At 63.0% G+C, this 19476-nt stretch carries 21 protein-coding genes; 11 read left to right on the forward strand and 10 right to left on the reverse strand.

The window, feature by feature from the left end; translation table 11 throughout:
• Positions 1 to 7 precede the first annotated feature (7 nt).
• The 5 genes from HMPREF2734_RS08840 (at position 8) to HMPREF2734_RS08860 (ending at position 3872) form a co-directional block, all read left to right on the forward strand.
• Positions 8 to 247, forward strand: coding sequence for a hypothetical protein (locus HMPREF2734_RS08840; protein ID WP_070570531.1), 240 nt, complete (start codon positions 8 to 10; stop codon positions 245 to 247).
• Positions 248 to 261: 14 nt separating this feature from the next.
• On the forward strand, positions 262 to 2061 hold the full coding sequence (locus HMPREF2734_RS08845) for an acetyl/propionyl/methylcrotonyl-CoA carboxylase subunit alpha (protein ID WP_070482404.1): 1800 nt from the start codon (positions 262 to 264) through the stop codon (positions 2059 to 2061).
• Between the two features lie 97 nt (positions 2062 to 2158).
• Entirely contained in the window at positions 2159 to 2512 is a 354-nt protein-coding gene (locus HMPREF2734_RS08850) for a GntR family transcriptional regulator (protein WP_070482406.1), read from the forward strand.
• Entirely contained in the window at positions 2509 to 3192 is a 684-nt protein-coding gene (locus tag HMPREF2734_RS08855) for an ATP-binding cassette domain-containing protein (RefSeq protein ID WP_070482408.1), read from the forward strand. The genes HMPREF2734_RS08850 and HMPREF2734_RS08855 overlap by 4 nt, the downstream gene beginning before the upstream one ends.
• Positions 3189 to 3872, forward strand: a complete 684-nt coding sequence (locus HMPREF2734_RS08860) for a hypothetical protein (RefSeq protein WP_070570533.1) — start codon at positions 3189 to 3191, stop codon at positions 3870 to 3872. The genes HMPREF2734_RS08855 and HMPREF2734_RS08860 overlap by 4 nt, the downstream gene beginning before the upstream one ends.
• On the opposite strand, the gene HMPREF2734_RS12085 is transcribed toward HMPREF2734_RS08860, so the two are convergent.
• Positions 3869 to 4012 carry a hypothetical protein gene (locus tag HMPREF2734_RS12085; protein WP_167616363.1) on the reverse strand — a complete coding sequence of 48 codons (144 nt, stop codon included), beginning with the start codon at positions 4010 to 4012 and terminating at the stop codon, positions 3869 to 3871. The two genes, HMPREF2734_RS08860 and HMPREF2734_RS12085, sit on opposite strands and share 4 nt — an antisense overlap.
• A gap of 22 nt (positions 4013 to 4034) precedes the next feature.
• Here HMPREF2734_RS12085 and HMPREF2734_RS08865 point away from each other — a divergent pair, with 22 nt between their 5' ends.
• Together HMPREF2734_RS08865 and HMPREF2734_RS08870 are read left to right on the forward strand one after the other, a co-directional pair.
• Positions 4035 to 4277 carry a CopG family ribbon-helix-helix protein gene (locus HMPREF2734_RS08865; RefSeq protein ID WP_070570534.1) on the forward strand — a complete coding sequence of 81 codons (243 nt, stop codon included), beginning with the start codon at positions 4035 to 4037 and terminating at the stop codon, positions 4275 to 4277.
• Positions 4264 to 4608 (forward strand): type II toxin-antitoxin system PemK/MazF family toxin, encoded by a 345-nt coding sequence (locus HMPREF2734_RS08870; RefSeq protein WP_070570536.1) that lies wholly within the window; start codon positions 4264 to 4266, stop codon positions 4606 to 4608. Before HMPREF2734_RS08865 ends, HMPREF2734_RS08870 begins: the two co-directional genes overlap by 14 nt.
• A 6-nt stretch (positions 4609 to 4614) precedes the next feature.
• Here HMPREF2734_RS08870 and HMPREF2734_RS08875 read toward each other — a convergent pair whose 3' ends face one another.
• From HMPREF2734_RS08875 to HMPREF2734_RS08885, 3 genes are all read right to left on the reverse strand, one after another.
• Positions 4615 to 4818, reverse strand: a complete 204-nt coding sequence (locus HMPREF2734_RS08875; RefSeq protein ID WP_070570538.1) for a biotin synthase auxiliary protein BsaP — start codon at positions 4816 to 4818, stop codon at positions 4615 to 4617.
• A gap of 14 nt (positions 4819 to 4832) precedes the next feature.
• Positions 4833 to 5897, reverse strand: coding sequence for a biotin synthase BioB (bioB, locus tag HMPREF2734_RS08880; protein WP_070422812.1), 1065 nt, complete (start codon positions 5895 to 5897; stop codon positions 4833 to 4835).
• An 82-nt stretch (positions 5898 to 5979) separates the two neighbouring features.
• Positions 5980 to 6894: an exodeoxyribonuclease III gene (locus HMPREF2734_RS08885; protein ID WP_070570540.1), complete on the reverse strand. Its 915-nt coding sequence runs from the start codon at positions 6892 to 6894 to the stop codon at positions 5980 to 5982.
• Between the two features lie 112 nt (positions 6895 to 7006).
• On the opposite strand from HMPREF2734_RS08885, the gene HMPREF2734_RS08890 reads away from it, so the two are divergent.
• Positions 7007 to 9190 carry an NADP-dependent isocitrate dehydrogenase gene (locus HMPREF2734_RS08890; protein ID WP_070570541.1) on the forward strand — a complete coding sequence of 728 codons (2184 nt, stop codon included), beginning with the start codon at positions 7007 to 7009 and terminating at the stop codon, positions 9188 to 9190.
• A gap of 277 nt (positions 9191 to 9467) precedes the next feature.
• On the opposite strand, the gene HMPREF2734_RS08895 is transcribed toward HMPREF2734_RS08890, so the two are convergent.
• Complete coding sequence (locus tag HMPREF2734_RS08895; protein WP_083279472.1) at positions 9468 to 10403, reverse strand: hypothetical protein; 936 nt, start codon at positions 10401 to 10403, stop codon at positions 9468 to 9470.
• A 52-nt stretch (positions 10404 to 10455) separates the two neighbouring features.
• Positions 10456 to 13104: a phosphoenolpyruvate carboxylase gene (gene ppc, locus HMPREF2734_RS08900; protein ID WP_070570543.1), complete on the reverse strand. Its 2649-nt coding sequence runs from the start codon at positions 13102 to 13104 to the stop codon at positions 10456 to 10458.
• A 206-nt stretch (positions 13105 to 13310) separates the two neighbouring features.
• Here ppc and HMPREF2734_RS08905 point away from each other — a divergent pair, with 206 nt between their 5' ends.
• Both HMPREF2734_RS08905 and HMPREF2734_RS08910 read left to right on the forward strand, forming a co-directional pair.
• Positions 13311 to 14633, forward strand: a complete 1323-nt coding sequence (locus HMPREF2734_RS08905; RefSeq protein ID WP_070570545.1) for an O-acetylhomoserine/O-acetylserine sulfhydrylase — start codon at positions 13311 to 13313, stop codon at positions 14631 to 14633.
• Positions 14634 to 15770: a homoserine O-acetyltransferase MetX gene (locus HMPREF2734_RS08910; protein WP_070570547.1), complete on the forward strand. Its 1137-nt coding sequence runs from the start codon at positions 14634 to 14636 to the stop codon at positions 15768 to 15770.
• 3 nt (positions 15771 to 15773) lie between these two features.
• On the opposite strand, the gene HMPREF2734_RS08915 is transcribed toward HMPREF2734_RS08910, so the two are convergent.
• Together HMPREF2734_RS08915 and HMPREF2734_RS08920 are read right to left on the reverse strand one after the other, a co-directional pair.
• The gene (locus HMPREF2734_RS08915) at positions 15774 to 16136 is read right to left on the reverse strand and encodes a DUF3017 domain-containing protein (protein ID WP_224213045.1); all 363 of its coding nucleotides are present in this window, start codon (positions 16134 to 16136) and stop codon (positions 15774 to 15776) included.
• Between the two features lie 4 nt (positions 16137 to 16140).
• The gene (locus HMPREF2734_RS08920; RefSeq protein WP_180952324.1) at positions 16141 to 17019 is read right to left on the reverse strand and encodes a bifunctional methylenetetrahydrofolate dehydrogenase/methenyltetrahydrofolate cyclohydrolase; all 879 of its coding nucleotides are present in this window, start codon (positions 17017 to 17019) and stop codon (positions 16141 to 16143) included.
• Positions 17020 to 17037: 18 nt separating this feature from the next.
• On the opposite strand from HMPREF2734_RS08920, the gene HMPREF2734_RS08925 reads away from it, so the two are divergent.
• Positions 17038 to 17508 carry a tRNA (cytidine(34)-2'-O)-methyltransferase gene (locus tag HMPREF2734_RS08925; protein ID WP_070422805.1) on the forward strand — a complete coding sequence of 157 codons (471 nt, stop codon included), beginning with the start codon at positions 17038 to 17040 and terminating at the stop codon, positions 17506 to 17508.
• Here the strand turns inward: HMPREF2734_RS08925 and HMPREF2734_RS08930 are convergent.
• The gene (locus HMPREF2734_RS08930) at positions 17455 to 18849 is read right to left on the reverse strand and encodes a PH domain-containing protein (protein WP_141740851.1); all 1395 of its coding nucleotides are present in this window, start codon (positions 18847 to 18849) and stop codon (positions 17455 to 17457) included. The genes HMPREF2734_RS08925 and HMPREF2734_RS08930 overlap by 54 nt on opposite strands.
• Positions 18846 to 19466 (reverse strand): PH domain-containing protein, encoded by a 621-nt coding sequence (locus HMPREF2734_RS08935; RefSeq protein ID WP_371440429.1) that lies wholly within the window; start codon positions 19464 to 19466, stop codon positions 18846 to 18848. Before HMPREF2734_RS08935 ends, HMPREF2734_RS08930 begins: the two co-directional genes overlap by 4 nt.
• Between the last annotated feature and the right edge of the window lie 10 nt (positions 19467 to 19476).

The following is a 19476-nucleotide window of genomic DNA, read 5'->3' on the forward strand; positions in this document are numbered from 1 at the left end:
AGACACCATGACACCACTGTTTCGTACCGACGACACGTCGCTGTCCCACGACGAACTGGCAGCACTGACCACCGTCCTCGCCGAGGCCCATTCCTGGCAGGCCGTTGCCGGCACACCTGGCGTTGCTGGCGCGGCAGGCGGCACCGGCGCTGCCTACGAAGACAACGTGTTCGGCGATGCGTTCGGCCAGCCGTTCGGCCAGCCGTTCGGCGCCCAGCAAACCATCGGCAACGTCACCTACTTCTAGAAAGGACCGCACACATGCATGACTTTCCGTTCCGCAAGGTCCTCGTCGCCAACCGCGGCGAGATCGCGGTCCGCATCATCCGCGCAGCCCGCGACGCCGGCCTTGCCTCCGTGGCGATCTACGCCGACCCCGACAAAGACGCGCCGTACACCGAAATGGCGGACGAGGCGATTGGGATCGGTGGCGAGACGTCGTCGCAAAGCTATCTGGATATCGACAAAGTGCTCAAGGCCTGCCGCGACAGCGGCGCAGACGCCGTCCACCCCGGCTACGGCTTCTTGGCAGAGAACGCCGAATTTGCCCGGCGCGTCATCGACGAGGGCCTGACCTGGATCGGCCCGCCGCCAAGGGCGATCGACGCGCTTGGCGACAAGGTCACCGCCCGGCGCATCGCTGAGGAGGTCGACGCACCGCTCGTGCCGGGCACGAAAGACCCGGTGGACAGCGCCGACGATGTGGTCGCTTTCGCCGACACCCACGGTCTGCCCGTGGCTATCAAGGCGGCGTACGGCGGTGGCGGCCGTGGCATGAAGGTCGCCCGCACCCGCGGCGAGATCCGCGAACTGTTCGAGTCCGCCACCCGCGAAGCCAAGGCAGCGTTCGGCCGCGGTGAGTGCTTCGTGGAGCGTTACCTCGACCGTGCCCGCCACGTGGAGGCGCAGGTGCTGGCGGATACCCACGGCAACGTCATCGTCGCCGGTACCCGTGACTGCTCCGTGCAGCGCAGGTTCCAAAAGCTCATCGAGGAAGCCCCCGCCCCGTACCTCACCGATGAGCAGCGCGAACGCATCCACTCTTCCGCCAAAGCGATTGCAAAGCGGGCAGGTTACGTCGGTGTTGGCACCGTCGAATACCTCGTCGGCTCCGACGGGCTGATCTCCTTCCTCGAGGTCAACACCCGCCTCCAGGTTGAGCACCCCGTCACCGAAGAAACCACCGGCGTGGACCTCGTCATCGAGCAGTTCCGCATCGCCGCCGGCGAGCCACTGCGTTTCGACGCCGACCTGGAACCCACCGGCCACGCCATCGAATTCCGCATCACCGCAGAAGACGCCGGCACCAACTTCATGCCCATGCCCGGCACCGCCACCACCTACATCGAACCGGCAGGCCCCGGCGTTCGCGTCGACTCCGGCATCCGCGCCGGCTCCACCATCGGCGGCCAGTTCGACTCGATGTTGGCCAAACTCATCGTCCGCGGCGAAACACGCGACCAGGCCATCGCCCGCGCCAAGCGCGCCCTCGCCGAATTCCGGGTCGAAGGCATGCCGACCATCATCCCCTTCCACCAGCGCATGCTTAACGACGACGCCTTCACCGGCGACGCCACCCAATTCGCCGTTTACACCCGCTGGATCGAAGAGGAATGGGACCCGGACGTCGCGCCCTACGAGTCCGACGGCGCTGGCGAAGACGGTGAGCAGGACGAAGCGCGCCGCCGCACCGTCTCCGTCGGGGTCAACGGCCGATCGATCGAGATCACGCTGCCGGAGCCGTTGCTTCTCGGCGCAGTGGCGCAGCGCCGCCGCGACCGCAAGCGCCGCTCCCGTAATGGCGGATCCGGCGGCAAGGGGTCCGGCAAGGGCGCTGCCAGCGCAGACACCCTGACCGCTCCGATGCAGGGCACCGTGGTCAAGTCCGAGGTCGCCGAGGGCGCCCGGGTGGAAGCCGGCGACATCGTGGTCATCCTCGAGGCCATGAAGATGGAAAATCCGGTCAAGGCCCACAAGAGCGGTGTGGTGAAAAACCTCGCCGTGGAGGCCGGCAGCCACGTGGATAAGGGCGCGGCACTGCTCGACATCACCGACGAGTAGCCGCTAGCCTGCGGTTTCCGCGACATACCCGAATCTCACCCGGCGCGTCAAAATTGGGGGTTGACGCGCCGGGCTTTCCGGTTCTATGGTTACCCACATGAGTGGTAAACCCATATACCTACAGATAGCAGATGAGTTACGTGACCTCATCGGGGCAGGCACCCTCGCTCCCGGCGACCGGGTGCCGTCTACCAACGAGCTCTCCGCCTACCACTCTGTCAATCCCACCACCTCCGCCAAAGCACTCACCGAACTGTTCAACGAGGGTCTGCTGGAGAAACGCCGCGGGCTCGGCATGTTCGTCCTGGAGAGTGCACGTGAGCAGGTGCTACGTACTCGTCGCGAAGCATTTGCCCGCGATTTTGTCCAACCGTTTGTCCACGAGGCCAACCAAATCGGCATCACCACCGAGGAGCTGACCGCAATGATCGAAAAGGAGCGTGCTCAATGAACCCCGGCTTCTACGCGCTGGTCGGCCCGAACGCCGCCGGCAAAACCCACTACCTCCACACGCTCATGAGCCCTCACACCGCGTTCGTTCCGGCTGGTGCGGATGCCAAGTTTGCAGGCACGACCGTGGACGATCACTTACGTGCAGTCGCAGCGATCTACCCGCACGTGAGGCTCGACTTTCCCAACGCCCGCATCAAAGATCTCTCCGTTGGGCAGCGCCGCCTACTCACCATTGAGGTGGCCCTAGCCATTGGCAAAGACCTGTTACTTCTCGACGAACCGTTTGATGGCATCGACACCACCACCCGCAAACAGGTCCGCCAGAGACTGATCGACTACATCGCGGAGAACCCGCAGCGCAGCGTGGTGATGGCATCGCATCGCCCCGAGGACTTCGTGGGTCTCGCCACCCATGTCATCCAGGTGTTTGATCGGGTGGTTTCGCGCCCAGTCCCACTCGACGACGCCCGCCTATGCTTTCCAACGGTCACCGGCCCCACCGCCGAGATCAAAGACCTTACCGCCCGCTTCCCCGTCGCTGAGACAGCGAGCCTCGGACCGATGACACGCGCGACGTTCGCCGAACCTATCGGCGTGGCCGATGTCCACTTGCCCATCGAGTACCCGGACGATGCCGAACTCATTGACCTCCTCGCGACGGAAAGGCCCGAACGATGAAACTCTTCCTCAGCCCCTTCAAACCAGCGATGTATTTGGGCATCTTTCTCGTCCTCTGCATTGCCGTACCCTTTGGACGATTGGAGTTTGGCGACGGCGGCCTTTGGACCATGGCGGGCGCTGCCACACTGTGGATACTCTTCGCAATCGGAGGATCGAACTGGCCAGCAATGAACCAGCTAGGCGCGAGCTTCAACCGATGGATGAATTCGGCAACGCTAACGGCTCTCGTGGCAGCGGTCATACTCACGCCACTTACCGCCGCGTCGGCGGTGTACCACCAAGCACATAGCCCGTACTACAAGCGGTACGACCCGTTCATTGTTACGAACGGACAACCGATGCCCTGGATCAACGGCAGCGGCGAACCGTATTTCGTTGAAGGCGCCGCGCAGGACCTGACATCCGTCGTGGCAACTGTGCTACTCCACTTCGTCATCTTCCTCACCATGGCGCTGACCGGTGTAGCAATCGGCCTTGCGCGAGGCACCCGCATGCAGTGGTTCATGCTCAGCAGCATGTTCGTGGGTGGTTTCACCGGGCTCCTAGTGGGGATCTACAAGGCGGATGTGAACCCCTCCGACCCCTACCTCTACGCCATCTTCGTAGCGGCGGCGGGACCAGTAGTTTTGGCAGCCAGCGCAATTGTGTTCGCCAGAACCCGCCGTTTCGTGCGCTAGCGCTCCACCCACTCCGAGCGCAGCAGTCCGTGACGCGAGCAGGCTGCCTTCCACGACATCGGGGTTTTCACCACCATGCGCTGGCCGCACAGCGGACAGATGCGCACGCTGCCCACCGAATAGCCCTTTCCGATCAGCACGTCGACAAGTACGATTTAGGGTATGAAAAACGGTATGAGAATCAGTGTGAGTTTAGGTCGGAACGAGCTCCAAACTCTGGATAACCTCGTTTCCGAGTTGGATTTGCGTTCTCGATCTGAAGGGATGCGCGAAGCGATCCTCGCCCTCCAGCGGGAATCACTCGCTAAAGCGTATGAAGAATGCTTCTCCGACCCGGAATGGAAAAAAGAAGCCGCCCTTTGGGATTCACTCGCTAATGAAGGACTAGACAATGCTTCGCGGTGAAATTCGCCTCGTTGATTTCGAACCGGCGGTCGGACAGGAAGCCAACAAGACACGGCCCGCCGTGATCATCAGCAACGACACCGCGAATCAAGGCGCAGCGATACACGGCGGAATGATTACTGCCGTGCCGCTGACCTCAAATACTTCGAGAGTCTTCCCGTTTCAGACATACGTCGATTCCGAAGAGTCCGGCCTTCGAATTGATTCAAAAACTCAGCCGGAACTCATGCGTTCAGTGTCGGTCATGCGAGTCGGCAAGCGAGTGGGACGGCTTTCTCCCCGCCAAATGATGGAACTCGACGAAGCTATCCGCATCCATCTCGACCTTTAACGCCCCCTACTTCTCCAACCACTCGGAGCGCAGCAGCCCATGGCGGGAGCAGGCAGCCTCCCACGCCATCGGGCTGATTTTTACCACCATGCGCCGCTGGCATAGCGGGCAAATACGCGGCGCGTCGTAGGGCCTGGCCGGGTCGAGCGGCCAGGCGATCTCGCCGGACAGCACTGCGTCGGCGAGTTCCGTTGAATCCGGGATTTTCATCAGGGCCCGGCTAACTACAGCGACTTGATGGTGTCGTACAGAACACCGTGGCCGGAGTTCTGCTTCTGCCCCACCGGGGTGATGTTCAGGCTCAAGCCTGGCTTCGCCCCGCCTTCCATGACCCGGTCGACGGCGTCGCGGTCCTTCTCCATCGGACGGCCGAACGTGGTCAGGTAATTCCCGCCAATAATGGCATTCGCGCCGCCCATGAGGCCGGCTTCGGTGCCGTCGTCGCCAAGCGCGAGCTCCGTGCCACCCGCGAAACGGAGCTGGGTGGACGGCATGGCCAGGCGGAACGCGGCGACGGCACGCAGCGCCTCACCTTGCGGCACCAAGGGGCGGTCGGCGAACGGGGTGCCTGGGCGCGGGTCGAGGAAGTTCATCGGCACTTCATGCGGCTGGATTTCGGCCAGCTGGGTGGCGAACTCGGCGCGCTGCTCGATGGTCTCGCCGAGCCCGATGATGCCGCCGCAGCAGGTTTCCATGCCCTCTGCCAGGACGTTCTCCAGCGTGTCCTTGCGCTCCTGCCAGGTGTGGGTGGTGACCACGTTGGGGAAGAACGACTCGGCGGTTTCGAAGTTGTGGTTGTAGCGCGACACGCCCATCTTGGCCAGTTGGCGAGCCTGGTCGCGGGTGAGGATACCCAGCGATGCGGAGATGGAAATGTCCACCTCTTCCTGGATCGCAGTGACGGCCTCGGCGACCTGGTCCAGCAGCTGCTGGGTCGGGCCCTTGACGGCGGCGACGATGCAGAACTCGGAAGCGCCCATCTTCTCGGACTGCTTGGCAGCCTCGACGAGTTCGGCGATGTCCAAAGTCACGGCGCGCACGGGTGACTCGAACAGGCCGGACTGGGAACAGAAGTGGCAGTCTTCGGGGCAGCCGCCGGTCTTCAGGGAGATGATGCCTTCCAGCGAAACATCGACACCGCAATGTTTGATGCGCACCTGGTGGGCGAGGTCCAGCAGTTCAGGCAGGCGCTCGTCCTCAATGTTGAGGATCTGGACGAGTTCCTCCTTGTTTAGACCTTCGCCGTTTTCCAGGGCTTTTTCGCGGGCGATGTCAAGGATGTCGGTCATCTGCGGGCTCCGTTCGCGTCGTTCACGTGATGGTTGCGCAACAGTTTAGCGCGCAATTGAACGGCGTTCAGGAAAACCCGAATTAGCGATACTCAACCACAAGCGGCGAGTGGTCCGACCAGCGCTCTTCCACCGTCGGCGCCTTCTCCACCCAGGTGCGCTGCGCGCGTTCCAGCATGTTCGCGGTGGCAGCCTGGACGTCGATGCGCCAACCCGCGTCGTTGTTAAACGCCTGGCCGCGGAACGTCCACCAGGTGTACGGCGCGTCCTCCGGGTGCAGCCTGCGCGCAACATCGAACCACTTCGGAGCACCATTTGCTTGACGACGACCCCCCGACCGGTACTCCACCGCCCCAGCCCATTCCACCGCAGCCTTGTCCTCTACATCCTGGGCCTCCGCGTCCGGGAAGCAACCGAACACCGCATCCATGAACGCGCGCTCGTGCGGCAAGAAACCGGACTTCTTCCTGTTCGTTTTCCAATTCTTCAGGTCCTCGCGGCGGTGGCAGATGTTCCAATCCCCGCCGATGACCATGTCCGGGTACTCGCCCGCCCACTGCTCCAGCAGCGGCTCGAACTGATCCAGGAAACGATACTTCTCGTCCTGCTTGGCCGTCTCGGCTGATCCTGAGGGGAGGTAGAGGGATGCGACACGGGTGTCGTCGTCAAGCGATGCTGCAATAAAGCGACCCGCATCCTCAAACTCAGGAATCCCGACCTCCACATCACGCAGCGGCGTGCGCGACAGGATGCCCACACCCGCACGACCCTTCGCACCAGGTGTTTCGGCCGGTGCCACCTCCAAGTGCCACCCATTTTCCAGCGCCGGGGCAAGCGCAGCACGCGTCTGATCAGCAGTGGCGCGCACCTCCTGCATCAGCACCACATCAGCCGGATTCTCGTTCAACCAGGCCAACATGCCCGGATTGTTCTCGTTGCGGACCTTCGTGGCGGCACGGATGCCGTTGACGTTGACGGATGCAATGGTAAGGCTCATGGGCCAAGACCTTACCTATCCCGAACCTCTCCCGGCCCTATCGCCAGACAGGGCTGCGCTGGGACGGTACTCTGGTGGGTTGAAGTCAGGAACCTTACAACAAAGGAGCATTATGGCGAAGATCATTTGGACTCGTACCGACGAAGCACCGCTGCTTGCGACGTACTCCCTCAAGCCAATCGTGGAGGCATTCGCTTCCCGTGCAGGCATCGAGGTCGACACCGCAGACATCTCGCTGGCAGGCCGCATCCTCGCACAGTTCCCAGATCGCCTCGGCGACAAGAAGGTCGACGACGCACTCGCACAGCTCGGTGAGCTGGCAAAGACCCCGGAAGCCAACATCATCAAGCTTCCGAACATTTCCGCTTCCCTCGTCCAGCTGAAGAAGGCCATCGCCGAACTGCAGGCCGCAGGCTTCGACATCCCGGACTACGAGGACGCGCAGGACAAGTACGACGCAGTCAAGGGCTCCGCTGTGAACCCGGTCCTGCGTGAGGGCAATTCCGACCGCCGCGCTCCGGAGGCCGTGAAGAACTACACCAAGAAGCACCCGCACTCCATGGGCGCTTGGTCGAAGGACTCCAAGACCAACGTTGCCACCATGGGCGCAGGCGATTTCCGCCACAACGAGAAGTCCGTCATCATGCCGGCCGAGGACACCCTGGCCATCAAGCTCGTCACCGCAGACGGCGAGCAGGTGCTCAAGGACGGCCTGAAGGTTGAAAAGGGCGAGGTCATCGACGGCACCTTCATGTCCGCGAAGGCTCTGGATGAGTTCCTGCTCGAGTCCGTGAAGAAGGCCAAGGAAGAGGGCGTGCTCTTCTCCGCGCACCTCAAGGCCACCATGATGAAGGTCTCCGACCCGATCATCTTCGGCCACGTCGTGCGCGCATTCTTCAAGGATGTCTACGACAAGTACGGCGCCGAGCTTCTCGACGCCGGCCTCAACGGCGAAAACGGCCTCGGCGCAATCTACGAGGGCCTTGCTGATCTGCCGAACGGCGAAGAGATCCGCGCAGCCTTCGACCAGGCCCTGCAGGACGGCCCGGCACTGGCACAGGTGAACTCCGCAAAGGGCATCACCAACCTCCACGTCCCGTCCGACGTGATCATCGACGCCTCCATGCCGGCCATGATCCGCACCTCCGGCCACATGTGGAACGCCGACGACCAGGAGCAAGACACCCTGGCCGTCATCCCGGATTCCTCCTACGCCGGCGTGTACCAGACGGTTATCGACGACTGCCGCGAAAACGGCGCATACGACCCGACCACCATGGGCACCGTCCCGAACGTCGGCCTCATGGCAAAGAAGGCTGAGGAGTACGGCTCCCACGACAAGACCTTCAAGATCCCGGCCGACGGCAAGGTCCAGGTAGTCAACGCTGCTGGCGACGTGCTGATCGAGCACGACGTCGAAGCTGGCGACATCTGGCGCGCATGCCAGACCAAGGACGCCCCGATCCAAGACTGGGTCAAGCTGGCCGTCAACCGCGCACGCCTGTCCGGCATGAAGACCATCTTCTGGCTGGACGAGGAGCGCGCACACGACCGCAACCTCATCGAACTGGTGAAGAAGTACCTGAAGGATCACGACACCGAGGGCCTGGACATCTCCATTCAGTCCCCGGTCGAAGCAACCAAGACCTCCGTCGAGCGCATCCGCCGCGGCGAGGACACCATCTCCGTGACCGGCAACGTGCTGCGTGACTACAACACGGACCTGTTCCCGATCCTCGAGCTGGGCACCTCCGCGAAGATGCTCTCCGTCGTCCCGCTGATGGCTGGCGGCGGCCTGTTCGAGACCGGTGCCGGCGGCTCCGCCCCGAAGCACGTCCAGCAGGTTGAGGAAGAAAACCACCTGCGTTGGGACTCCCTCGGTGAGTACCTCGCACTTGCCGAGTCCTTCCGCCACGAGAAGAACACCAACGGCAACGAGAAGGCGGGCGTCCTTGCCGCCGCTCTGGACAAGGCAACCGAGAAGCTGCTGGATGAAGGCAAGTCCCCGTCCCGCAAGGTCAACGAAATCGACGACCGCGGCTCCCACTTCTGGCTCTCCCTGTACTGGGCAGAGGCACTGGCAGCCCAGACCGACGACGCCGAACTGGCTGAGGTCTTCGGCCCGATTGCGAAGGACCTGCGCGACAACGCCGAGACGATTGACTCTGAGCTGCTGAACGCCCAGGGCAACGCTGCCGACCTCGGCGGCTACTACTGGCCGGACGACGCCAAGACCTCCGCGGTCATGCGTCCGTCCGCAACCTTCAACAAGATCATCGACGCACTGGAGAAGTAAGCGCTCGGTTTGATCGGCCCCGGTCACTGTTTCCACACAGTGGCCGGGGCTTTTGCTGTTCGTCGCGTCAGGCCTGCCCTGGGTGCTTTCCTCCTGGTGCTGTCCTCCTAGGTGGTAACCACCAGATGGTAATCAACCGAGTGCCTGGACCGACGGTGCTCGTCCAACTCGGCTCATCACCATCCTCCGGTTACCATCCTCGGCGAAGGACGGGAACAGCGCCGGCCAGGAGCGGCGAAGGGCGGGAACAGCGCCGGCGAAGAGCGGGTGCGACTGCTCACCCCAAGGCTGCTCGACGGCCAGCGATGGTGGCGAGAACCTCTCGGACGAACTTCTCAGGATGCCGGCGTAGGAAATCCGGCGAGTAGCGCAGAAACACATATCCTCGGTTGGCGATCATCTTCTGTCGCTCGAACTCTTCCTGCCGCGCGCGTTCGGCGTTGGGTCCCTGGTATTTCACGTTGCCGTCGATCTCAATGAGTAACCAGCCATCGATGCAAAGGTCGGCGTAGCGTCCAGCCACTTCGTACTGTGTAAACAAGGGGCCGATCCCCGCACGGATCAGCAAGGCGCGCGCGAAAGATTCGTAGGGCGAACCGGAATCCGCGACGCTGTGCCGAATGCACTCCCGGACCACTGCAACACCTTTCAGTCTGCCAAGCTGGGATGCCTCCCGTTCAAGGAGTTCAAGCGTAAACCCACTGCGCCGGAGGTAGTCGGCAGCGACGAGCCCTTCGACGAAGCCGTAGTGGCGGGCGATATCAGCGAACGTTCGAAAACCATTGGTAACCCGGTGGCCGTCGCGCAACGAGATTTCGCTCTTGCGCAGCACCATGCGTCGAAACAGGATCCCTTCCCGGTTTCGTCGAGTAGGGGAGCTCCCCCTGGAAAGCAGACACAGTTCGACGGGCTCTTTTGTCGTACTGATCACCCAAATACCGTGCATGCGCGCGGCCGATCTGCCGACTAGCACTGCTTCCCTGCTCATCAGTGCAGCAGCCTCGACGCGCAGCCATTGACGTTCGTGGAACTTCAGCTCTTTCCAGCTCGTCTCCCGATACACAATACTTGTGTCGAGCACCCGATGCGGCCCTCGGAGTTTGTCGAGTGCTTTGTGGGAGAGCAGCCGTTTGTCCACAATCCCCCGCCGCAGTTCCTCCTTCCGCTCCTCCCATCGTTGCTGTTGTGCCTTGTGTTCTCTGTCAATCCCCATACTTATTCTGACGGCGGAAACTCGGCACCGGTTCCCTTTCGCCGCAGGAAATCTACCCTGCGTTGCGCAGTGCGGTGGCCAGCCCGTTCATGGTGACCTGGATCGTCTTCGGGACGAGGAAGGCCTCGTCGCCGGCGCGGTAACGGCGCAGCAGCTCAAGCTGGACGGCGTTGAGCGGCAACAGGTAGGGGTAGCGACGTTTTAGGGATCGGGCCTGTCGCTGGTTTTCGGCGACCAGGTCCGTATGTCCGGTGATGCGGAAGTAGATCTGCTTGGTGCGCTCGAATTCATCGGCGATAAGGAAGTAGATGCGTTCGGCTACCTCGCGGTCCTCCACTAGGTCGGCATAGAGGCGGGCCAGCGACATCTCTGCTTTAGCCATGACTTGGGCCATGTTGGACATCACGGAGCGGAAGAACGGCCAGTCGCGGTAGAGTTCGCGAAGTTCCTCCCAGCGGTCTTCGTCTTCCCCAGCCCAGCGCTCGACTGCAGTACCGACGCCGAACCAGCCCGGCACATTGGTGCGCGACTGCGCCCAAGACAGCACCCAGGGGATGGCGCGGAGGTCGGAAATCGCGGTGGTCTGTTTGCGTGACGCCGGGCGGGAGCCGAGGTTGAGCTCGCCGATCTCGTGCAGCGGGGTGGACTGGGTGAAGTAGTCGATAAACCCGGGATCACCGATGAGCTCGTTGTACTTTTCGCCGGAGTAGGCGGCAAGCGTGCGCATGATGTCGTAGGCGCGGGTCGGGTCTTCAATAGGTTCGGTATCCAGGAAGGATGCCTCCAGGGTGCCGGCGACGAAGGCTTCGAGGTGGCGGCGGGCGGTCTCTGGCGATCCGTACTTGGCGGAGATGATCTCGCCCTGCTCGGTGATGCGGATGGAGCCGTCGACGGCACCCTTGGGCTGAGCGAGGATCGCGTCGTAGGTGGGCCCGCCACCGCGGCCGACTGCCCCGCCGCGGCCGTGCGCGAGTCGAAGGCGGATGCCGTGCCGGTTGCAGAGGTCGACCAGGGCGAGTTCGGCGTCGTAAAGCGCCCAGTTCGCTTGCAGGTAGCCGCCGTCCTTGTTGGAGTCGGAGTAGCCGAGCATGACCTCCTGGATGTCACCGCGGGCGCGCAGATGTTCGCGGTAGAACGGCAGCGACCAGAGGTCTTCGAGGATGCTGGCGCCGTGTGCGAGGTCCTCGATGGTTTCAAACAGCGGGACGACGTTGACGTCGCTCAGGCCGACCTCTTTGAGCAGGACCATGGGCTCCAAAATGTCGGAGACGGCACCGGTCATGGCGATGATGCACTGCGCGATCGCCCCCTGGCCCAAGTCCCGAACGGCGCGGGCGGCGGCGGTGAGGATGCCCATTTCCTTGCGGGTGTCGTCGCTAAGCAGTGCTTCGGCGCGCAGCAGCGGACGCGGGGTGCGCAGCTCCTCGACGAGTACCTCCACGCGGTCCTCTTCAGCGAGCGCGGCGTAGTTATCGCACACGCCGGCAACCGCAAGCACTTCGGTCACGACTTTTTCAAAGGATTCGGAGTTTTGGCGCAGGTCAAGCGTGTACAGGTGGAAGCCGAAGGTGGTCACGGCGGAGCGCAGGCGGCCCAGCCGGTCATCGGCAATGATGGCGCCGCCGTGGGCACGAAGGGAGGCGTCGGTCACGTCCAAGTCTGCGAGCAGCTCGCCCGGTTCCGCATACGGCGAGCCCGTGGTCACCGAGCCAGCGAGCAACTCGCGCGTAGCGACGACACGGTGGCGGATGCCAAAAATGGCCCGGCGGTAGGGCTCATCGACGCGGGACTCGGCGGTGTTGTTGGCGGCATCCGCAAGCCGGGAAAGCTCCTCCGAGCAGGTGGAATAGCGGTCTGAAAGCGACAGCTCGCGCTCCAACTCACCCAGCTCATCGATGTAGTAGCTGAGCACAGTATCGGCGGCTTGGCGGGTGGCATACGTGAGCGTTTCGGCATTCACGTACGGGTTGCCGTCATGGTCGCCGCCGATCCAGGAACCCGGGCGCATCACGGGGGTGAGGGCGAGGTCGCGGCCAAAGGTGTCGCGAAGTTCGTAGCGGATTGCGCGGTTGATCGCCGGGATCTGCTCAAGCAGGGAGAGCTTGTAATAGCGCAGGCCGACGTCAATCTCGTCCTCAAGACGCGGGCGGGCGATGCGGATCAGCGCGGTCTGCCACATCAGGGTCATGCGCAGCTCCATCTCGCGTTCGATGGCTGCCGGGTCGGCACCAGCGTGGAGTTCACTCAGCAAGCGCTTGATGTGGGTCTGGGTGTCGAAGACGGTGCGGCGACGGGTCTCAGTCGGGTGCGCGGTGAGCACCGGGGAGACCTGCGCCCCGGCGATGAGTTCGGCGACCTTGTCAGCGTCCACGCCGCTGTCTTTCAGGTGCGCGAAGCTGGTGCGCAGTGAGACCGGTGCGGCAGCTTTCTCGTCGTCAAGATCCTCGACCAAGTTGGCCAACAGCGCGAAGTGGCTAAAGGCGCGTGCGACAAGGTTCACTTTGGTGATGTCCATGTCGCGGAAGACTGCGAGCAGGTCTTCCGGGGTGGCGTCCCCGTGGGCGATGTCGAAGGCGGTGCGGCGGGTGGATTCGACCAGGTCGAAGATCTCCTGCCCTTCCTGCTCGGCAAGCACGCGGCCGAGTACCCGGCCTAGGAGTCGGATGTCTTCACGGACGTGATCGGCAGGCTGAGCAGACACGGAGGCTTCCTTCAACTACGGCGCGACTAAGACGTCACGGGCGCGACGTGCTTAGTAAACGTAGCCAAGTTCTACTCCCCTGTCTCGGCATCGGAGGTCGAACGATCGCGAGCTGGGATATTTGCACTATTTTTATTCAGCCCCTCAACTCGCAAAATAGACCGCTTGGTACACAACTACAGACCAAGCGGGCTACATTGCGACGCATGGGAAACTACGACAACTCCAACGCACAAGAATGGTCCTTTGGTACGCGCTCGATCCATGCTGGCCAGCAGGTCGACCAGGATTACGGCGCGCGTAACCAGCCGATTTACATGACCACCAGCTACGTGTTCGACGATGCCCAGCACGCGGCGAACCGCTTTAACCTCTCGGATGCAGGCCCGATTTACACCCGCCTGACCAACCCGACGCAGCAGGCACTAGAGGATCGCCTGGCGTCGCTGGAGGGCGGCGTGGCTGCCACGGCGTTCGCGTCCGGCATGGCTGCGGAGACCGCCGCAATTCTTACCCTGGCACAGGCGGGCGACCACGTTGTTACCTCCCCGCGCCTCTACGGCGGCACCGAGACGCTGTTCCAGCACACGCTGCCAAAGTTGGGCATTGAGTTCACCTTCGTGGAAAACCCGGACGATCCCGCAAGCTGGCAGGCTGCCGTCCAGCCGAACACACGGGCGTTTTATGGCGAGACGTTCGGCAACCCGATCGCGGACGTGCTAGACATCCCGGCCATTGCAGAGGTGGCCCATAACAATCAGGTGCCGTTGATCGTCGATAACACGATGGCGACTGCCGCTCTGGTCAAGCCGCTGGAGTTGGGTGCGGACATCGTGGTCGTGTCCACGACGAAGTTCTATACCGGCAACGGTGCTGCGATTGGCGGCGCGATTATCGACGGCGGCAAGTTCGACTGGACCGTCCAGCGCGACGGCAAGGACGTCTTCCCACTGTTTACCACCCCGGATCCGGCGTACCACGGCCTGAAGTACGCGGACCTGGGCGCCCCGGCGTTCGCGCTGCGTGCCCGCGCCGGTTTGCTGCGCGACACGGGTGCGGCGATCTCGCCGTTCAACGCGTGGGTTGCGCTGCAGGGTATTGATACGTTGGCGCTTCGCGTGGAAAAGCACAATGCGAACGCGCTGAAGGTGGCGGAGTTCCTCGCGGGCCATGACAAGGTGGCCAAGGTCAACTACGCAGGCCTGGACGATTCGCCGTACAAGGCGACGAAGGACAAGTTGGGTCTGAAGTACACCGGTTCGGTGCTCTCCTTCGACATCGCGGGCGATCAGGATGACAAGACGAACGCGTGGAAGTTCATCGACGCGCTGAAGCTGCACTCCAACCTGGCCAACATCGGCGACGTGCGCTCGCTGGTGGTGCACCCGGCGTCGACAACGCACTCCCAGTCGGACGCTGCCGGCCTCGCTCGCGCTGGTATTACGCAGGCCACGGTGCGTTTGTCTGTCGGCATCGAGGATGTCGAGGACATTATCGCGGACCTCGAGCGCGGTTTCGCGGCGGTCTAAATGCTGGCTCCCGAAGGGCAGCTTGCCACGGTCGCCATCGGCGATGTTGTCACTGAAGCCGGCGAGGTGATCGCGGATACGCGCATTGCTTATCGACGATGGGGTGCACTGCAAGGCGACCCCAACGGCGTCAACAACGTGATCCTCGTCGAACACGCATTGACCGGCGACAGTGACGCCGCCGACTGGTGGTCCGAAGCCATCGGCCCCGGCAAAGCGCTAGACACCGACGAGTGGTGCGTGATCTGCACCAACGCACTCGGGTCGTGTTACGGCTCCACCGGCCCCGCGAGCGAGCATCCGGACGGCGGCGTGTGGGGATCGCGCTTCCCCGCCATCACGATCCGCGACATGGTGCACGCCGAGCACGCCTTCCTTGACCGTCTCGGCATTGGGCGCGTCCACGCGGTCATCGGTGGATCCATGGGCGGTGCACGCACTCTGGAGTGGACGCTGCTCTACCCCGAGCAGGCCGATTACGCGCTGGTGCTGGCGGTGTCTGCCCGGGCAAGCGCCTGGCAAATCGGTATCCAAACCGCGCAGATCACCTCGATCACCCAGGACCCAGCCTGGCAGGGTGGCGACTACCACGGCACCGGCCAGTCGCCCGATGCCGGCCTCGCCGCCGCACGCCGCATCGCGCACCTGACCTACCGCGGTGAGATGGAAATCGACGAGCGCTTCGGTACCTCCGCCCAGACCGGCGAAAACCCACTCGGACCGTTCCGCCAAGACGGCCAACGTTTCGCCGTCCAGTCTTATTTGGAACACCAGGGCACAAAGCTCACCGAGCGTTTCGACGCCGCCTGCTACGTCACCCTCACCGAAGCCCTCAACCGCCACGACATCGGCCGGGGCCGCGGCGGGCTGAACAAGGCGTTGGCATCCTCAACCGTGCCGACGATGATCGTCGGCGTCGACACCGACATCTTGTACCCCTACCACCAGCAGGAACACATCTCCCGAAACCTAGGCAACCTGCTGGCTATGTCGAAGTTGTCCTCCCCCGTCGGCCACGACGCCTTCCTCGTGGAGGCACGCCAGATGGACCGGATTCTGCGCAACTTCATCAAACTCACCCACGAAATCCCGCCCGCCCGCGAGATCGCGTCACGCTACGGCGACTACGCGATCTAGGAGTTAAGACCCCAAGGCGTCCACCGACCAGGACAGCCACATCATGGTGGCGCCAAGGGCGGTGGTGAACATGGCGTCGAAACGCTTGGAGCGCACCGCGACCAGACCAATAACCTTGGAGTCGCAGGTCAAGCGCACCAGCGTGAGCCACAGCAGCGCCGCGCCAAGGGTGAACGTGGCGCGACGCCAGTGCTCGGTAGCGGCGAAGATGCCGGAAATGACAAACCCGACAACAAACAGGGCAACCCCGACGCGCTGCGCCCACAATGGCAGGCGTGACGGGGCGTTGCCGCGGTCGTGAGGGTTATCCAGCGTCAACCCCGGTGGCAGCGAAGTCCCAGGGAGCTGGATGCGGGTGCTTCCCACGTTGTTACGCGTCCTGGTTTGCTTGCTGGTTCACGCCTGCTTGGCGCTCGGCGCTTTCCACAATGTTGCGCACCAGGAACGTGCGCGTCATCGGGCCGACACCGCCCGGGTTCGGGGAGACCCAACCGGCCTTCTCCCACACGTCGGGGTGCAGGTCGCCGACGGTTTTGCCGTCGACGCGGGAGACGCCGACGTCGAGAAGCGCCGCGCCTTCCTTGATCATGTCGGCGGTGATCATGTGTGGCTTGCCAGCGGCAGCGATGATCACGTCCGCGCGGCGAGTCTCCGCAGCGAGATCCTTGGTGCCGGTGTGGCACAGCACGGTGGTGGCGTTGACATCGCGAGAGGTCAGCATCAGGGAAATCGGGCGCCCCACGGTCACGCCGCGGCCGATGACGCACACGATCGCGCCGTTGAGGTCCACGCCGAAGCGTTCGAGCAGCTTGATGGAGCCGTTCGGGGTGCACGGCAGCGGGGCCGGCTCGTTGAGGACGAGTTTGCCCAGGTTCACCGGGTGGAGGCCGTCGGCGTCCTTGTCCGGGTCAATCAACTCCAGGATCCGGTTCTCATCCAGGTGCTTCGGCAGCGGCAACTGGACGATGTAGCCGGTGACGGAATCGTCGCGGTTGAGCTCGTCGATAACCGCCTCAAGCTCCTCTTGCGCGGTCTCCGCAGACAGGTGCTTCTGAATGGAGGCAATGCCGAGCTCTTCGCAGTCCTTGTGCTTCATGCGCACGTAGTTCTGGCTAGCGGGATCTTCGCCGACAAGCACCGTCGCCAGACCCGGGGTCACCCCCTGTTCCTTCAGTCGCGCCACGCGCTCGCGCAGGTCCGCGAAAATCTCCTCGCGGTAGAGTTTTCCGTCCAGTTTGATCGCAGTCACGGCCCCAATCCTAGACTCTTGTGCGTGCTCCACATCATCTATGACAATCCGGCCATTGGCGGCAACGCTGGCGCGGCGATCCGCCTTGCGGCAAATACCGGCGCGCAGCTGCATTTCGTCGAGCCGCTCGGCTTCAATTTTGACGACAAACACCTCAAACGCGCAGGCCTGGACTACCACGATCTTGCAGACGTGGTCATCCACCCCAACATCGACGCCTGCTTCGACGCGTTGGAAGGCTCCCGCATTTTCGCGTTCACCGCGCACACCGACCACCACTACCACGAGGTGCAATACCAGGACGGCGACGCGTTGCTGTTCGGCAACGAGGCCAACGGCATCCCGGAGGAGCACCTCGCCCACCCGCGGATTACGCGTCAGGTGCGGATTCCGATGCTGCCGTCGCGACGCAGCATGAACCTGACCAACTCGGCGTCAGTCGCCATCTACGAGGCCTGGCGCCAACTCGGGTTCCCCGGCGCTTTGTGACAACGGCGGTAGCTCGCGAGCGCGCAGCTTATCGACGAGCCCACGCGCCTGGTCCTCCTCCAAATCCCGACACGTCACGCTGAAGGCGCCGGGCACCAGGTCCAGGTCAATGCTGGCCAAGCCGAGTTTTCGCTGCAACGGATCCTGGTTAAAGGTCAGTTCCTGGATGTGTGGGACGTCCACCATCTGGAACCAGCGCCCGATCCGCCCTGCCGTTGTCGTGACCGCGTCGGCGCGGACCTTGACCGTTTGACGTTTCCAGTCGAACGGTGAGATCCACCGGGCGCTGCGCGGGGAGCGGAAATCTACGTTGTCCAGATCGGTCAGTTCAGCGCCGGTTAGCGGACCGACTGCATCGATCACGGCCATCGCCTGTTCCCACGTCCCCACTGGCAGAATCTTCGACGTGCCGGTTTGCTTGTTACGTTCCGAGCCATAACCCGCCGCCACGACAGAGACCGTCCACCATCCGAACGGGCGCCAGAACATTGGCTGGCGCAACTGCACCGCGTGGATACGCGAGCGAGGCATTGCTTGCCGACGACGATTCGCCAACCCATACGTCAAGTGGAACACCTCCCCGTCCTTCGTCGCGTTGAAGCGCCACGACTGGTCGATCGTGCGCCAAATGCGGGGCATAAAACCCACCACAACAGGGATGATCGCCGCGGCGGTCACATCCGTCCACAGTGGAATCGTCGACCACGCCAGTGTGAATACGGTCGACATTTGCAATGTGGTGCCGATCAGCGAGCGGCGAATCGGGATCGGCGGCACCAACATGTTCGGTGCGTATTCGGCCCCGGCAGCGGCGGCGCTCTCAAGCGAACGCTTCACTGGCCCGTCAATTCGGGCCAGGATCTGCGCGCGGACCTCTTCTGCTTCCTCGCGCGGAAGGTATGTGATGTCCAAACCTGAACTGGCACTGCCTGCGGCCTCGATACGCACGGAGGCAAGCCCGAACAGTCGCGGTGCAAAGGATTCGACTACGTCAACAGCCTGCACACGGTCGTAGCGCGCGGTGCGGATTTGGTTGGTAAGCACACCGCGGCGGGTCTCCACTTCTTCGTCGCCTACCTTAAATCCGCTGCGGCGCCACCACACCTGGGACACCGCGAAAATCACCACGAGCGCAGCCACAAGACCTGCGGCTGCCCATGCGATGTCGGTGGGGCCGACGTTTTCGCGCTGCATCCACCGATAAATCGGCATGGTGAAGTTGAACAGGGCGAGTGTCGCTAGGGCCAGCATGAACGTCCACACACGCAACAGTGGCGTGAGCCTATGGACGTGGCGGTAGCCCTCCATGCCGGGAATCGTCGATACGCGTCCGCTTGTCACAGCCCACTCATCCGCTCACGAGCCTTCAGCGCAAGGCGATCCCGCAACGCATCTGCATCCGCCGCAAGCAGTCCCGGCAGATCCGAGTTGGACGAATTCGACGCCGTATGCACCGTCAGCTCCTTCAGCCCCAGGGCACGTGTGATCGGCCCCGACTGCACATCCACGAACTGAATGCGCCCGTACGGAATCACCGTGATCGTGTGGAACATCTTGCCGGTGCTCAGCACCAGTTCGTCCTCGGTCTCCAGCCAACCCATGTTGCGGACCTGGTACGGGATAAGGAAGAAGCGCCAGATGAAGATCACCGTGAAAATCCCCAGCGGGATCAGGAATCCCCAGCCCCACTCGCGGTAGGCCAAATACAGGCCACCGCACACGCCGATGGTCCACAGGGCATTCGACACCAGCATCGGCCACATCAACTTCGGCGACACTTTGTGCATCTCCTCGACCGAGGACGGCAAAGGCTGCACCGGGCTATGCACGCCGGTAGTGGGCTGGCCTGCAGTGTTCGGGCCTGCAGTGTTTGGTCCGGGGTGATGTTCAGGGCTTCCGCTGAGCGCTTCAGACATGGCGATCACGCTACCAGCAGCCCCAGACACGGCCTTGCTCATGACAGGGCTC

The organism is Corynebacterium sp. HMSC055D05, from assembly GCF_001810365.1.
GTDB classification, from domain to species: Bacteria; Actinomycetota; Actinomycetes; order Mycobacteriales; family Mycobacteriaceae; genus Corynebacterium; species Corynebacterium coyleae.